Annotated in this window: 17 protein-coding genes; 12 read left to right on the forward strand and 5 right to left on the reverse strand. The window is 59.2% G+C overall.

Going from position 1 to position 13,128, the window contains the following annotated elements; translation table 11 throughout:
* The first annotated feature begins 52 nt into the window (after positions 1–52).
* The gene (locus BMZ91_RS02010) at positions 53–1,318 is read left to right on the forward strand and encodes a PP2C family protein-serine/threonine phosphatase (protein ID WP_092833779.1); all 1,266 of its coding nucleotides are present in this window, start codon (positions 53–55) and stop codon (positions 1,316–1,318) included.
* On the opposite strand, the gene BMZ91_RS02015 is transcribed toward BMZ91_RS02010, so the two are convergent.
* Positions 1,293–1,736, reverse strand: coding sequence for an NUDIX hydrolase (locus tag BMZ91_RS02015; protein WP_092833781.1), 444 nt, complete (start codon positions 1,734–1,736; stop codon positions 1,293–1,295). The two genes, BMZ91_RS02010 and BMZ91_RS02015, sit on opposite strands and share 26 nt — an antisense overlap.
* A gap of 77 nt (positions 1,737–1,813) precedes the next feature.
* Between BMZ91_RS02015 and hslO the strand changes: the two genes are divergently transcribed.
* From hslO to BMZ91_RS02040, 5 genes are all read left to right on the forward strand, one after another.
* Positions 1,814–2,806: an Hsp33 family molecular chaperone HslO gene (gene hslO / locus BMZ91_RS02020; protein ID WP_092833783.1), complete on the forward strand. Its 993-nt coding sequence runs from the start codon at positions 1,814–1,816 to the stop codon at positions 2,804–2,806.
* Entirely contained in the window at positions 2,796–3,395 is a 600-nt protein-coding gene (locus BMZ91_RS02025; RefSeq protein ID WP_092833785.1) for a CoA pyrophosphatase, read from the forward strand. The genes hslO and BMZ91_RS02025 overlap by 11 nt, the downstream gene beginning before the upstream one ends.
* Positions 3,395–4,540 carry a CCA tRNA nucleotidyltransferase gene (locus BMZ91_RS02030; RefSeq protein WP_092834119.1) on the forward strand — a complete coding sequence of 382 codons (1,146 nt, stop codon included), beginning with the start codon at positions 3,395–3,397 and terminating at the stop codon, positions 4,538–4,540. The genes BMZ91_RS02025 and BMZ91_RS02030 overlap by 1 nt, the downstream gene beginning before the upstream one ends.
* 42 nt (positions 4,541–4,582) lie before the next feature.
* A complete protein-coding gene (locus tag BMZ91_RS02035; RefSeq protein ID WP_092833787.1) occupies positions 4,583–5,806 on the forward strand; it encodes a class I SAM-dependent RNA methyltransferase in 1,224 nt (407 codons plus the stop codon).
* 75 nt (positions 5,807–5,881) lie between these two features.
* Positions 5,882–6,382 (forward strand): L,D-transpeptidase family protein, encoded by a 501-nt coding sequence (locus BMZ91_RS02040; RefSeq protein WP_092833789.1) that lies wholly within the window; start codon positions 5,882–5,884, stop codon positions 6,380–6,382.
* Here the strand turns inward: BMZ91_RS02040 and dalA are convergent, their stop codons facing one another.
* Complete coding sequence (dalA, locus tag BMZ91_RS02045) at positions 6,383–6,898, reverse strand: divisome-associated lipoprotein DalA (protein ID WP_092833791.1); 516 nt, start codon at positions 6,896–6,898, stop codon at positions 6,383–6,385.
* A 169-nt stretch (positions 6,899–7,067) separates the two neighbouring features.
* On the opposite strand from dalA, the gene BMZ91_RS02050 reads away from it, so the two are divergent.
* Positions 7,068–7,670 (forward strand): L,D-transpeptidase, encoded by a 603-nt coding sequence (locus BMZ91_RS02050; protein ID WP_092834121.1) that lies wholly within the window; start codon positions 7,068–7,070, stop codon positions 7,668–7,670.
* 144 nt (positions 7,671–7,814) lie between these two features.
* Positions 7,815–8,003: a hypothetical protein gene (locus BMZ91_RS02055; RefSeq protein ID WP_092833793.1), complete on the forward strand. Its 189-nt coding sequence runs from the start codon at positions 7,815–7,817 to the stop codon at positions 8,001–8,003.
* Positions 8,004–8,077: 74 nt separating this feature from the next.
* Here the strand turns inward: BMZ91_RS02055 and hemH are convergent, their stop codons facing one another.
* Both hemH and BMZ91_RS02065 read right to left on the reverse strand, forming a co-directional pair.
* Positions 8,078–9,142, reverse strand: a complete 1,065-nt coding sequence (gene hemH, locus BMZ91_RS02060) for a ferrochelatase (RefSeq protein WP_092833795.1) — start codon at positions 9,140–9,142, stop codon at positions 8,078–8,080.
* Positions 9,143–9,202: 60 nt separating this feature from the next.
* Entirely contained in the window at positions 9,203–10,018 is an 816-nt protein-coding gene (locus tag BMZ91_RS02065) for a methyltransferase domain-containing protein (protein WP_092833797.1), read from the reverse strand.
* Between the two features lie 21 nt (positions 10,019–10,039).
* On the opposite strand from BMZ91_RS02065, the gene BMZ91_RS02070 reads away from it, so the two are divergent.
* Genes BMZ91_RS02070 through BMZ91_RS02085 form a run of 4 tightly spaced genes read left to right on the forward strand, consistent with a single transcriptional unit; the run spans position 10,040 to position 12,338 of the window.
* Positions 10,040–10,765 (forward strand): ComF family protein, encoded by a 726-nt coding sequence (locus tag BMZ91_RS02070; protein ID WP_177193763.1) that lies wholly within the window; start codon positions 10,040–10,042, stop codon positions 10,763–10,765.
* A gap of 33 nt (positions 10,766–10,798) precedes the next feature.
* On the forward strand, positions 10,799–11,056 hold the full coding sequence (grxC, locus tag BMZ91_RS02075; RefSeq protein ID WP_092833799.1) for a glutaredoxin 3: 258 nt from the start codon (positions 10,799–10,801) through the stop codon (positions 11,054–11,056).
* Between the two features lie 5 nt (positions 11,057–11,061).
* Complete coding sequence (locus tag BMZ91_RS02080; protein ID WP_092833801.1) at positions 11,062–11,895, forward strand: carbon-nitrogen hydrolase family protein; 834 nt, start codon at positions 11,062–11,064, stop codon at positions 11,893–11,895.
* Positions 11,892–12,338 carry a MarR family winged helix-turn-helix transcriptional regulator gene (locus BMZ91_RS02085; RefSeq protein WP_092833803.1) on the forward strand — a complete coding sequence of 149 codons (447 nt, stop codon included), beginning with the start codon at positions 11,892–11,894 and terminating at the stop codon, positions 12,336–12,338. The genes BMZ91_RS02080 and BMZ91_RS02085 overlap by 4 nt, the downstream gene beginning before the upstream one ends.
* Here the strand turns inward: BMZ91_RS02085 and ubiG are convergent.
* Complete coding sequence (gene ubiG / locus BMZ91_RS02090; protein WP_092833805.1) at positions 12,335–13,081, reverse strand: bifunctional 2-polyprenyl-6-hydroxyphenol methylase/3-demethylubiquinol 3-O-methyltransferase UbiG; 747 nt, start codon at positions 13,079–13,081, stop codon at positions 12,335–12,337. The two genes, BMZ91_RS02085 and ubiG, sit on opposite strands and share 4 nt — an antisense overlap.
* Between the last annotated feature and the right edge of the window lie 47 nt (positions 13,082–13,128).

Consider the following 13,128-nt stretch of genomic DNA (forward strand, 5'->3'; position numbering starts at 1 on the left):
TTCGGTTAGGCGTTGTTCAGTTAAACCAAAGGTGGCGGTTGTGCGGTCTCGGATGCAGGAATTATCAGATACGGATGCGGGCGGCGGTGTGATCCGACGGGTGCTTGTGGTGGATGATAGCCGCCTCCAACGCCGTATTCTGAGCGCCTCGCTTCAACGTTGGGGGTTTGAGGTGCAAGAGGCCGAATCAGGTGGTGATGCGCTTGTACTGTGCCGTGATAATCCCCCCGATCTTGTGATGAGCGATTGGATGATGCCGGGTCTGAGTGGTCTGGATTTCTGTAAAGAATTCAGGCAGATGTCGCGCGATAACTATGGGTACTTCATCTTGCTCACCTCAAAAAGTGATAAGGATGAGGTCGCGCTTGGTCTTGATGCGGGGGCCGATGACTTTCTAACCAAACCCGTCAATGCCGCCGAATTGCGCGCCCGGATTTCCGCCGGTGCCCGTATTTTGCGGATGGAGCGGGAACTCACCGAGAAAAACCGCCTTATCAAGTCGACGCTGGATGAATTGCAGACGCTTTATGATTTGCTGGATAGTGATCTGATCGAGGCCAAAAAGCTTCAACAATCCCTGGTGAGCGAGCGGTATCGCGATTTTGGCCCCGCAGAGGTATCCCTGATGCTGCATTCGGCGGGGCATGTGGGCGGCGATCTGGTGGGCATGTTCCCGATCAGCGATCAGCGTATCGGCCTCTATGGCATAGATGTTTCCGGTCACGGAATAAGCTCTGCCCTGATGACCGCGCGGCTGGCGGGATATCTGTCGTCCTCTGTGCCGGAGCAGAACCTCGCGCTGCGCAAGACCGCCGATGGCCGTTTTGTCGCCCGCCCGCCATCCGAGGTGATTGCCAATCTCAATCGTCTGATCATGAGCGAGATGGAAACCGAGCATTACTTTACCCTGCTTCTGGCGGATGTCGATCTTGCCAGTGGAAAGGTGATCATGTCCCAGGCCGGTCACCCCTACCCGGCCCTTCAGCGGGCCAACGGGCAGGTTGAATTCGTCGGACGCGGCGGTCTTCCTGTGGGTCTGATTGACGGGGCCGAGTATCAACAGTTCGAGGTAACCATGGCGCCGGGCGATCGCTTGCTTATCCATTCCGACGGGATAATCGAATGTGCGGGCACATCCGGGGCGCTTTTGGATGACGCGGGCCTTGCAAGCATCCTGCGCGATCTGCGTCAGACGCGCGGCATGGCCTGTCTTGAATCGCTGATCTGGAAGCTGTCGGAATTTGCTGGCGATGCAGATTTTGCCGATGATGTTTCGGCCGTCTTGCTTGAATTCAAGCCAAGCCTGTTTCCTGGCTGACAAAAAACCGATCACCTTCGTTGCCCAGTTCACGCGCCGCGATGTCGGGGCTGATCCAGATCGCCTGATGCCCCGGCTCGGTGGGTGGCCCAAGGACGCGTACCGGATGAGCGCGATAGATCACACAGAGTTTTTCGGCCCATAGATCGTATTCTGGCATGAAGGTGAACCGCCGAAACGCCCCGATCCGAAGGGGCCGTGCGATTTTCCAGCCGGTTTCTTCGAACACTTCGCGGTGCAGTGCCTGAATCGGCGATTCGCCGGGGTCGATTCCGCCACCGGGAAGCTGAAGCTCAGGCAAGGGATTGACCTGATGGGTGACAAGCAGCTGCCCATCGCGGGGCAAAATCGCATAAACGCCCGGTCGTCGGCGATATGAAATGCCGGGTTTTGGTGTCTCTCCGAATCGTCTGATCATGGCTTGCCCCCTTGGACGCCGACTTGCCCTGCCTATATAGTCGCGATATGCCAAGAACCGGCGCTGAAGGAAACCCCATGACACTCGGACAAAAAATCGCCTGGGACGACACGATATTGCCGTTCCAGCTTGACCAGGCAGATATTCGCGGTCGTGTTGCGCGGCTTGACGGGGTGCTGGATGGCATCCTCAAGCAGCATGACTATCCCATGGTGGTTGAGGCGCTTGTGGCCGAAATGGCGCTTTTGACCGCATTGATCGGACAGACGATCAAGCTCCGCTGGAAGCTATCGCTTCAGGTGCAAACAAATGGCCCCGTGCGGATGATCGCCACCGATTATTATGGCCCGACCGAAGAGGGCGAGCCCGCCCGCATACGCGCCTATGCCAGCTATACCCAAGAGAGGCTAACCGACGCCGCGCCGTTCGAGCAGCTTGGCGATGGCTATTTTGCCGTGATGATCGACCAGGGTCAGGGTATGGCGCCCTATCAGGGGATCACCCCGGTGGCCGGTGACAGCCTGCGCAGTTGCGCCGAGGCGTATTTTGCCCAATCCGAACAGCTTCCGACGCGTTTTGCCCTAAGCTTTGGCAAGTCAACCGAAGCCGGCGGAGCAGAGCACTGGCGCGCGGGGGGCGTGATGTTGCAACATATGCCCAAGGCCTCGCCCTTTGCAAAAGAAGGGGGCACCGGGGAAGCCGGGCTTTTGATGCCGCAGGATATCCTCGATGGCGAGGAGGCGGAAAACTGGAATCGGGTAAATATCCTGCTTGATACGGTTGAAGACCTTGAAATGATTGGTCCCTCGGTGGCGCCGACCGAACTTTTGCTGCGGCTGTTTCATGAAGAGGCCCCGCGGGTGTTTGATGCTCAGCCGGTGCGCTTTGGCTGTACCTGTTCCGAGGATCGGGTGCGCAACAGCCTGTCGATCTACTCTGCCAAGGATATTGAAACAATGACCACCGAAGAGGGTATCGTGACCGCCGATTGCCAGTTCTGCGGTGCGCATTACCGGCTTGACCCGGCGACAGTCGGATTTGAGGCAAAAGAGGGTCCCGGTGGCGCCTGATCCGCTGGATAGGGTGCTTGGTGCGCTGAACGCTGCGCGCCAGGCCTCGTCTGACTATGATCTCAACCCCGAGATCATCCTTCCTGCGGGGCGCAAACTTCGGGCGGCGGGGGTCTTGGTGCCGGTGATATCCACTGGCGGCGTGGCGCGCGTGATCCTGACCAAACGGTCGTCGGCTCTCAAGCATCATCCCGGTCAGATTGCCTTTCCCGGCGGCAAACAGGATTTGGGCGATGTTGATATCACGGCCACCGCCCTGCGCGAGGCGCAGGAGGAAATCGGCCTCGATCCGGCCAATGTCGAGGTTTTGGGCCATCTGCCAAAACATGAAACCGTTACCGGATTTGATGTGACGCCGGTCCTGGCGCGCGTGTCGCATCCGTTTGTGGCGCGTGCGGAAGTGGGTGAGGTGGATGAGGTCTTTGAGGTGCCTTTGTCGCATCTGTTGACGCTGTCGCATTTCCGGGTTGAACAACGCCGTTGGCGCGGCAGTTGGCGGCGCTATTACACGGTGCCGTTTGGCCCCTACTATGTCTGGGGCGCGACCGCGCGCATTTTGCGTACCCTGGCCGAGATGGCGCGGCCATGATGCAGATCACCGAAGATTGGCTCAGGCTTGCCGCCACGCAAGCGGTCTGCAAGATGCTGACGCATGCGGGATATCAGGCGCTGTTTGTGGGCGGCTGTGTGCGCAACGCCCTTTTGGGCGCTCCGGTGGGCGATATCGACATTGCCACGGATGCCCTGCCCGGTCAGGTGATGGAATTGGCCAGTTCGGCGGGGCTAAAGCCGGTCCCGACAGGCATTGATCACGGCACGATTACGGTGGTTTCGGGTCACATTCCCCATGAGGTGACTACGTTTCGAGAGGATATCGAGACTTTTGGCCGTCACGCCAATGTGGCCTTTGGCGGCGATATCATTGCAGACGCGCGACGGCGCGATTTCACGATGAATGCGCTTTACGCGCGTCCCGACGGCACCGTTCTTGACCCACTTGGCGGGCTTGACGACCTCAAGGCGCGGCATGTGCGCTTTATCGAGGATCCGGCGAAACGCATCCAGGAGGACTACCTGCGCATTTTGCGGTTCTTTCGGTTTCATGCCTGGTATGGCGACCCGGATGGCGGGCTTGACGGTGATGGGTTGGCGGCATGTGCGATGCACCTCGACGGCTTGGCGGGCCTGTCGCGCGAGCGCGTTGGTGGTGAGATGCGCAAGCTTTTGGGCGCGCTCGACCCGGCGCCATCGGTTGCCGCAATGCGCACTGCCGGTGTCTTGTCGTCGGTCTTGCCGGGGGCCGACGATCGCGCGCTTGGCCCCCTTGTGCATCTTGAATCAGAGATTGATACGGCCCCCGACGCCATTCGGCGGCTTGCAACGCTCGGCGGAGAAGACGTGGCCAATCGGTTGCGTCTGAGCAAGGCTGAGGCGCGGCGGCTGGCGCATTTGCGCGAAGCGGCGACGGGCACGATGGCGGCGCCGGAACTTGGCTATCGTCATGGCGCATCTGACGGGCTTGATATCCTGCTCCTGCGCGCGGCGCTCTTTGAGCAACCGCTTGCGCCGGGCGCAAAGGATGACCTTGCGCACGGTGCCGCGGCACGGTTTCCGGTCAAGGCGGTCGACCTGATGCCTGATTTTAGCGGCGCCTCTCTTGGCGCGCGTCTGGCCGAGCTGGAACAGCGCTGGATCGCGTCAGGTTTTCGCCTTGGGCGTGACGATCTGGTGTAAGCGCCCTTTAACGCGCCCGCAACTCGGGCTAAAGCCAATCGCATGAGCCAACATAAAATCATTCGATTGGGCCATCAGGGTGACGGAATCGCCCAAGGCCCGGTTTTTGCCCCGCTTACCCTTCCCGGTGAGGTGGTGAGCGGAACGCTTGACGGCCAGGCGCTGCGCGATGTCAAGATCGACACGCCCTCGCCCGACCGGGTTGCGCCGCCCTGTCGGCATTTCAAATCCTGTGGCGGGTGCCAGCTTATGCATGCCTCGGATGATTTTCTGGCGGACTGGAAGCAGGATGTGGTGAAATCCGCGCTCGGGGCGCATGGAATCACGGCCGAGTTTGCGCCGATCCACGTCTCGCCTGCGCAATCGCGGCGTCGCGCGACCCTGACCGCGCGGCGTACCAAAAAGGGGGCGATGGCCGGGTTTCACGCCAAGGGCTCGGATGTGATCATAGAAATCCCCGATTGCAAGCTCTTGCACCCGGCCGTTTTGGGGGCTGTTCCGGTGGCTTGCGCGCTTGCCGAAATCGGCGCGAGCCGCAAAAACGGCATTTCGGTGTCGGTGACCCTGTCGCTGAACGGTCTTGATGTTTCGGTGAGCGAGGGCAAGCCGCTGGACGGGCCGTTGCGAATTGCCCTCGCCGCTCTGGCGGAGCATCATAATCTGGCGCGGCTGGCCTGGGACAACGAGGTGGTTGTGACCCGTCATGCCCCCGAACAGGTGTTTGGCACGGCGCGGGTTCTGCCACCGCCGGGCGCGTTCTTGCAGGCCACGGCACAAGGCGAAGCGGCCTTGCTTGCCGATGTTCAGGCGATTGTCGGCGGGGCTAAACGGATCATTGACCTGTTTGCGGGTTCTGGCACCTTTGCCCTGCCGCTTTCCAGAAACGCCGAAGTGCATGCCGTTGAAGGCAGCGCCGCCATGTGTGCGGCTCTGGATGCCGGGTGGCGCAAGACCCAAGGCCTTAAATCGGTGACGACCGAGGCGCGCGATCTTTTCCGCCAGCCGATCTTGCCGGATGAGCTAAAGCGGTTTGATGCGGTGGTGATCGACCCGCCCCGCGCCGGCGCCGAGGCGCAGATTGCCGAGATTTGTCGCACCCGCGTCCCTGTCGTTGCCTATGTCTCATGCAGCCCGACAAGTTTTGCCCGCGATGCCAAGGCCCTTTTGGCCGGGGGCTATCATCTTGATCGTCTGCGTGTGGTGGATCAGTTCCGCTGGTCCTCGCATGTAGAGATGGTGGCGGGATTCACACTAAATCCTGCGTGATTCGTAAAATTCCCCCTATTCCAAAGCGGCCAGATTATTGTATGAAAGACGCGAGCAGTATAACGGCAGTTTTCGATGAAACCCATCAGATTTCTTTTACTGATGGCGTCCCTTATGGCCCTTGTGGCCTGTGGTGGCCCGTCAAAATTCAAAACCTATAACGGCCCCGAGGTGACGCGGATCATCATCAACAAGGGTGACCGCGAGATGTTTTTGCTGCATCATGACCGGGTTCTGAAATCCTATGAGGTCGACCTTGGCTTTGCCCCCGAAGGCCATAAGGAATTTGAAGGGGACGGCAAGACACCCGAGGGCGATTACACCGTCGACCGGCGCAATCCCAACAGCTCTTTCCATCTGTCGCTCGGCATCTCTTATCCAAACGAACAGGATATCGCCTTTGCCGAGGTGGCCGGAAAATCACCGGGCGGCGATATCTTTATTCACGGTGAGCCGAACAAGCTTGGCATATTCGGCCCGGATTGGACGGCGGGCTGTATTTCCGTCAAGAACGGAGAGATCGAAAGCATCTATGCGATGGTCCGCGACGGAACGCCGGTGACGATCAACCCCTGATCAACCGCCCAGAACCATGGTCCACCAGATTTTTCCATTGTCTTCCTGAAGCCAGGAGAAGCCCATTTTCGTGGCGTCCGGCGCAAGAATGACACGACGCGAGCCGGGCTCTTCCATCCATACGGCCAGGGTTTCAAGCTCGGTCTCATAGGTCTCCGAAATCGTCTCGCCAACAAGATGGCCGGTATATCCGGCGCGTTTGACCCGATCAATCGGCGAAGAGCCGTCAGAGCCAAAGTGCCAGGGCCGGTTTTGCAGCGACATATCGCGCGAATGGGTTGCGGCGGCGGCATTCAGAGATGCGTCAAGAACAAGCGGCGATTGCCCGGCGGCCTGGCGCAGGGAATTCACCGAATCCAGCATGCGGAACTGAATTTCCGCCGTTTCGCCCGATCTGATGCGATAAAGCTTGGGTAGCGGTTTGCCATCTGACCCAAGTTGCGGTGGCGGAGGCGGGGCCGCGCAGGCCGCCAAAGCCAAAAGTGCCGACAGGAAGATGATGTAAAGACGCGCCATGATGTCAAACCACTCGAAATTGCTGTAGTCTTTGCTTTATCGTGGGAAACGTTGCGATTCAAACCCACATACGCGCAAGTTCGCCGGATGACAGTTGTTTGAATTGCGACTGCGTCATTCGCGCCATATATATCTGCAATCCAAGGACCAAAATCTGGAGAAACCCAAAATGGCCTCTGAAACCCGAGACAACTGGAACCGGCGCGCTTTTCTGGCGGGGACCGCGGCACTGATCGGGGCACCGGCGTTGGCGCAGAGCGTTGACGGTGAAGGCACCGTCGAGATTGAGCGTGATGTCACCGAAACGGTGCGCCACAATGTATCAAGCTTTCGCACGCTGAGCTGGGAGCCGTATTTCTCGAACCTCAAAAACGGCGCAATCCTGGTCGATATCGATTCGCGCGCGGTCCATTTCTGGAACGAGGATCAGTCGGTTTACAAGCTTTACCCCTCCTCCGTGCCGCTGACCGAAGATCTGACACGTCGTGGCCGCACATCTGTGGTGCGCAAGGTCGAAGGCCCAAGTTGGCGTCCGACGCCCTCGATGCTTAAACGTAATCCCGAATGGCCAGCCTATGTTGGGCCCGGTCCCGATAACCCATTGGGCACCCACGCGCTTTACCTAAGTTGGACATATTACCGAATCCACGGCACCCATGACACCCGCAAGATCGGGCGTCGGTCGTCCAATGGATGCGTCGGTCTTTACAACGAACACATCGCCGAGTTGTTCGGAATGGCCAAAGTGGGCACCCAAGTGTTGCTTATTTGACGAAAAAGCGCCCTGATATAGCGGCTTGGACTTAACTTGGGTTTGCATTCGGTTCGGATTGCTGGTTAGAAAAAAGCCACGAGGTTAAGTCTTGGGTGCTTGGCGTTGTATTTAACAGCGTTAAGCCAATATCTGGAGGATAATATGAAGAAACTCGTTCTCGCTGCCGCCCTTAGCGCCGCTGCTTCGACCGCATTCGCCGGCAACTATGCAGAGCCCGTTATCGAGGCACCTGTAATTGTTGAAGAAACCGCTGCAAGCTCGTCTGCTGCTGGCGTTTGGATTCCGTTGCTTCTGCTGGCCGTTGTGGCCGCAGTCGTCATTGCTGACTAAGTCAGTATTGAATGCTAGGAAAAAGGCAGTGGGAAACCACTGCCTTTTTTCGTTTCTGCAGGGGTGATTGGCGTTTACTCAAGCCAGCCCTGAAGATTCGCTTCGACAATGGATGCCAGAGCCTTGATATGCGCGTCCTGGTCATTCAGGCAGGGGATATAGGTAAATTCCTCGCCGCCCGCCTCTTCAAAGCTTTCCTTGATCTCTTCGTTGATCTCTTCCAGCGTTTCGATGCAGTCGGCGGAAAACGCCGGGGCCATCACGGCGATTCGTTTCTTGCCGTCTTCGCGGGCAAGCCGGGCAACCTCTTTCACGGTGTAGGGCTTTAGCCATTCTTCGGGGCCAAAAACCGACTGGAACGTCGTGGTGATCTCGGTGTCGTCCCAGCCAAGCCGCTCTTTCAGCAGGCGCGTGGTTTTCTGACACTGGCAATGATAGGGATCGCCCTGCATCAGATAGCGTTTTGGCATCCCGTGATAGGATACCACAAGGATATCGGGGCGCGTTTCAACATTCGCATAGGCGGTTTCGACCGATTCGGCCAAAGCCTCGATATAAAGCGGGTTTTCGAAGTAGGGCTCGACCACACGGGCAATCGGCTGCCATGTTTCGTCCATCAGCGCGCGAAAGAACTGATCGTTGGCGGTGGCCGATGTGGCGCCGGCGTAATGCGGATAAAGCGGAAAGAACAGGATACGGGTACAGCCGGCCTCGACCATGGCGCGGACCTTGGATTTGGTCGAGGGGTTGCCATAGCGCATGCAGAAATCAACCATCACCTTGTCGCCATAACGCGCCTCAAGGGCGGTCGCCATCTTTGCGGTCTGGTCGCGGGTGATGGTCATCAGCGGGCTTTCGCCCTTATCCTCGTTCCAGATTGATTTATAGGCATGACCGCTGGTGAACGGGCGCTTGGTCAGGATGATGAGCTGCAACAGCGGTTGCCATTTCCAGGGCGCATAATCAATGACACGACGATCCGAGAGAAATTCATTCAGATAGCGGCGCATTGACCAATAATCGTAATTATCCGGCGTGCCCAGATTGGCCAGCAAAACACCCGTCTTGGCGCGTGCAATTGCGGGGTGATCGCCGGGCGCATGGGCCGGGCGAGCGGCAGAATGACGGGCATCGAGCATGGGCTGGGTCAATCCTTACTGTCTCGGGCTAAGGCTGACATAGAGGTTGCGACGGTAAGGTCAATCTTTCAGCGGTGTTTCTTTGGCCCCAAGCACATCTGCAAGCCGGGCGCTGGCCGATCCGGGCCGCAGGGGCTGGGGTTGGCTGACGTCCGGGGACCAGCCGGTGAGGAATATCATCTCGAAGGTGGCGGGGATGCGCCCGTCGGCATCGCCAAACTCATGTGCATAGATTTCGGCGGCCCGATCAAACAGCGCGCGCCGGGTTGCGCGCCTTGGGCGGTTTGTCATGGCGTTGCTCTCGCCCATCGCGCGCAATTCGCGCATCAAGTGGGCAGGCGAGGCATAGCTTGTCTTAAGCGGCAGGGTATCGGCCACCGGCAGGGCAAAGCCCGCGCGTTGCAAAAGCGCGCCGAGGTCGCGGATTTCACCCATAGGCAAAACGCGGGGCGACAACCCGCCAAGCAGATCCGATTCCGCCTGCGCCAGGGCGGTGCGCAATTCATGCAGGGTTTCGCCACCAAACAACGCGGTCAGCATGAGACCATCGGGTTTGAGCGCACGCCGCGCCTGAATAAGCTGACCCACAGGATCATTCGCCCAATGCAGGCAAAGCGCGTGGATCACCAGATCATGCGCCTCTGGGGCAAGCGCAAGAGTGTCGCCATCCCCAACGCAGAGGGCCTCGGGAAAGCGATTTTGCCAGAATTCCGGAAAACCGCTTACCACGGCAGGCGAGGTAAAGGATTTTTTAACCAAGCTCAGGCGATCCTCGATCTCATCAGCGGCGGTTTCATGCAGAAACCAGACAGGCGCGCGCAAGGCGCGTCGGCGGTTGCGGATCAGGGCGGAGCGGTCTGTCAGGGTTTGCGTCATGGCGGGGACAATAGGGCGAGTATGACGGCTTTTCAAACGGCACTTCAGGTGATCTATCCGGCGCGCTGCACTTTGTGCGGTTGCCACGTCGAAAGCGATTTTGGCCTTTGCGGTCCGTGTTGGCGGGACACGCCGTTCATTGCAGGGCTGGTCTGTGACACCTGCGGTGTGCCGCTTCCCGGCGAAGACGGTGGAGATGCAGAGCATTGCGACGAGTGCCGGAGTGTGGCGCGCCCATGGTCGCGGGGGCGATCGGCGCTTGTGTACCACGAAAACGGCCGCAAACTTGTGCTGGCGCTCAAGCATGGCGACCGTCATGACGTCGTGCGCCCCGCAGCCGTCTGGATGGCGCGGGCCGCACAGCCGCTGTTGACCCGCAACACGCTAGTTGCACCGGTGCCCTTGCATTGGCTGCGGATGCTCAAGCGACGCTTTAACCAATCTGCGCTTCTGGCACAGGCGCTGGCGCGTGAGACTGCTTTGCCGGTCTGCCCCGATCTGTTGCTTCGGTCCAAACACACCCGCTCGCTCAAGGGGCTGGGCGCTGACGCACGACATGCCACGCTCGATGGTGCGATTCACATCAATCAAAGGCGTCAAACCGAGCTTATCGGGCGTAATGTGCTTTTGGTGGATGATGTGATGACCTCGGGGGCCACGCTTTCGGCGGCGGCGCAGGCCTGTTTTTCGGCGGGCGCGCAAGATGTGCGCATACTAACACTGGCGCGCACGGCCAAGGATGCCTAAGTTCCTGCCAAACAGGAAAACAGGAATGCCAAAATGCAACCAGTTGAAATCTATTCGTCGCCTCTTTGCGGATTTTGTCACGCGGCCAAGCGGTTGCTCAAGCAAAAGGGCGTAAACTTTTCGGAAATTAACGTGCTGGCCCAACCGGCCCGCAAATCCGAGATGTTGAAACGCGCAAACGGCCGTCATACCGTGCCGCAGATTTTCGTCGGTAAGACCCATGTCGGCGGTTATGACGAGCTTTCAGCGCTTGAGCGGGCGGGCAAGCTTGACGCGCTTTTGGGCAAGTGACGTCAATGCGCGCAGCCCTTGTTCAACTCAACAGCAGCGATGATCCGGCAGCAAACCTGCCGGTCACGCTGGCGTTTATTGACCAAGCAATCGCGCAGGGGGCCGAATTTGTCCTGACGCCCGAGGTGACCAATTGTGTGTCCGGGAGCCGCACGCATCAAAAGGCGGTTCTGCATCCCGAGGACAGCGACCCGACACTGAAAGCGCTGCGTGCCAAGGCGGCAGAGCGCGGCATCTGGCTTTTGATCGGCTCGCTCGCGCTCAAGACAAGCGACCCCGATGGCCGGTTCGCCAATCGGTCGTTTCTGATTGGGCCGGATGGCCGGATTGTTGCGCGCTATGACAAGATCCACATGTTTGATGTCGATGTGTCACCCGAGGAAACCTATCGCGAATCAGATGGGTTTCGTCCCGGTGCCTGTGCAGTGACCGCCGATTTGCCAATCGGTACGCTCGGTCTGAGCATTTGCTATGACATTCGCTTTCCGCATCTTTATCGTCGCCTTGCCCATGCCGGAGCGCGTATTCTAACGGTGCCCGCGGCGTTTTCCTATGTCACGGGGGCCGCGCATTGGGAAACCCTGCTGCGGGCGCGGGCGATTGAAAACGGCTGTTACGTTCTGGCCCCGGCGCAAACCGGCACCCATGCCGCAAGTACCGGGCGCAGCCGTCAAACCCACGGTCATAGCCTTGTCGTCGCCCCCTGGGGCGAGGTTCTGGCCGATGGCGGCACCGATCCCGGCGTTCTCGTGGTTGATCTTGACCCGGCCGAGATCGAGAGCGCGCGGGCGCGTGTCCCGTCGCTGCGGCATGACAGGCAGTTTGATGGCCCGGCATGAATGACACGACCAGCAATTCCCTGGCGGTGGCCTTGTTCAGTGAGATCCTCACCAATGAACAGCTTATCCGCAATCGGCTAAGTCGGGTGTTGCCCAAGGGCATGGAAATCTCGCATTTCTCGGTTCTCAACCATCTTGCCCGCATCGGCGACGAGCGCAGCCCGGCGCAGCTTGCCAAAAGCTTTCACGTGACGCGCGGTGCGATGACCAACACGCTGAGCAAGCTGGAGTGGGCCGGATACGTGCATATCCGCCCTGATTGGGATGATGCGCGCCGCAAGATGGTCGCGATCAGCCCCTCTGGCCGACAGGCGCGCGACGCCGCCATCGCCGGGATCACTCCGATGGTTTCGGAACTGATCAGCGATCTTGGCGAAGACAGGGTGCGCGCAAGCCTTCCGGTGCTGCGCGAATTACGCTCCAAGCTGGAACCGCGCGGCTAGCCCGGCTTGACGCTGGCGGTGACGTAATTCACGCTCAGATCCCTGTCCGACAACCGCCAGACCCATGTGATCGGGTTGAACACGAAGCCTTTGCGATCCACCGGATCGAGGCCAGCCTTGCGCAGCAGGTCATAAAGCTCGTCCGGGGTGATGAATTTCGACCATTCATGCGTACCCTTGGGCAGCCAGCGCATCACGTATTCCGCGCCGACAATCGCCATGGCGAAGCTTTTGGGATTGCGGTTGATGGTTGAACAAATCTGAATTCCGCCGGGTTTGAGCAATTGCCGACAGGCGGTGAGATAGGCTAGGGGGTCGGCCACATGCTCGGCCACTTCCATGTTCAACACGGCATCAAACTGTTCGCCAGCGGCGGCCATATCCTCGGCGGTGGTGTGGCGGTAATCAATCGCAAGGCCGGATTGCTCAGCATGAACCTGTGCAACCGGGATGTTGCGCGGCGCGGCATCGGCGCCAACCACCTCGGCGCCGAGGCGCGCCATCGGCTCGCTTAGCAATCCGCCACCACAGCCGATATCGAGAATACGCAGCCCTTTGAAAGGCATATCCCCGGTAAGATCACGGTCATATTCGGCCGCGATCTGCGCGGTGATATAATCCAGACGGCAAGGGTTCAGCATGTGCAGCGGCTTGAACTTTCCGTTCGGATCCCACCATTCGGCAGCCATCGCTTCGAATTTGGCGACTTCGCCGGGATCAATCGTGCTCTGGGCGGCTTGCATTCTGCTCTCCATATGCTCTTTTGGACATGCTTGTTATATAGGACATC

It is taken from the genome of Roseovarius lutimaris (assembly GCF_900115165.1).
GTDB classification, from domain to species: domain Bacteria; phylum Pseudomonadota; class Alphaproteobacteria; order Rhodobacterales; family Rhodobacteraceae; genus Roseovarius; species Roseovarius lutimaris.

Bases quoted from the DNA above. Each gene is read 5' to 3' on its own strand.
- BMZ91_RS02015 (WP_092833781.1), bottom strand. From the start codon at position 1,736: ATGATCAGACGATTCGGAGAGACACCAAAACCCGGCATTTCATATCGC.
- BMZ91_RS02050 (WP_092834121.1), top strand. From the start codon at position 7,068: ATGGCCTCTGAAACCCGAGACAACTGGAACCGGCGCGCTTTTCTGGCG.
- BMZ91_RS02065 (WP_092833797.1), bottom strand. From the start codon at position 10,018: ATGACGCAAACCCTGACAGACCGCTCCGCCCTGATCCGCAACCGCCGA.
- BMZ91_RS02070 (WP_177193763.1), top strand. From the start codon at position 10,040: ATGACGGCTTTTCAAACGGCACTTCAGGTGATCTATCCGGCGCGCTGC.
- dalA (WP_092833791.1), bottom strand. From the start codon at position 6,898: ATGGCGCGTCTTTACATCATCTTCCTGTCGGCACTTTTGGCTTTGGCG.
- ubiG (WP_092833805.1), bottom strand. From the start codon at position 13,081: ATGCAAGCCGCCCAGAGCACGATTGATCCCGGCGAAGTCGCCAAATTC.
- hslO (WP_092833783.1), top strand. From the start codon at position 1,814: ATGACACTCGGACAAAAAATCGCCTGGGACGACACGATATTGCCGTTC.
- BMZ91_RS02085 (WP_092833803.1), top strand. From the start codon at position 11,892: ATGAATGACACGACCAGCAATTCCCTGGCGGTGGCCTTGTTCAGTGAG.
- BMZ91_RS02040 (WP_092833789.1), top strand. From the start codon at position 5,882: ATGAAACCCATCAGATTTCTTTTACTGATGGCGTCCCTTATGGCCCTT.
- BMZ91_RS02055 (WP_092833793.1), top strand. From the start codon at position 7,815: ATGAAGAAACTCGTTCTCGCTGCCGCCCTTAGCGCCGCTGCTTCGACC.
- BMZ91_RS02030 (WP_092834119.1), top strand. From the start codon at position 3,395: ATGCAGATCACCGAAGATTGGCTCAGGCTTGCCGCCACGCAAGCGGTC.
- hemH (WP_092833795.1), bottom strand. From the start codon at position 9,142: ATGCTCGATGCCCGTCATTCTGCCGCTCGCCCGGCCCATGCGCCCGGC.
- BMZ91_RS02010 (WP_092833779.1), top strand. From the start codon at position 53: ATGCAGGAATTATCAGATACGGATGCGGGCGGCGGTGTGATCCGACGG.
- BMZ91_RS02035 (WP_092833787.1), top strand. From the start codon at position 4,583: ATGAGCCAACATAAAATCATTCGATTGGGCCATCAGGGTGACGGAATC.
- grxC (WP_092833799.1), top strand. From the start codon at position 10,799: ATGCAACCAGTTGAAATCTATTCGTCGCCTCTTTGCGGATTTTGTCAC.
- BMZ91_RS02080 (WP_092833801.1), top strand. From the start codon at position 11,062: ATGCGCGCAGCCCTTGTTCAACTCAACAGCAGCGATGATCCGGCAGCA.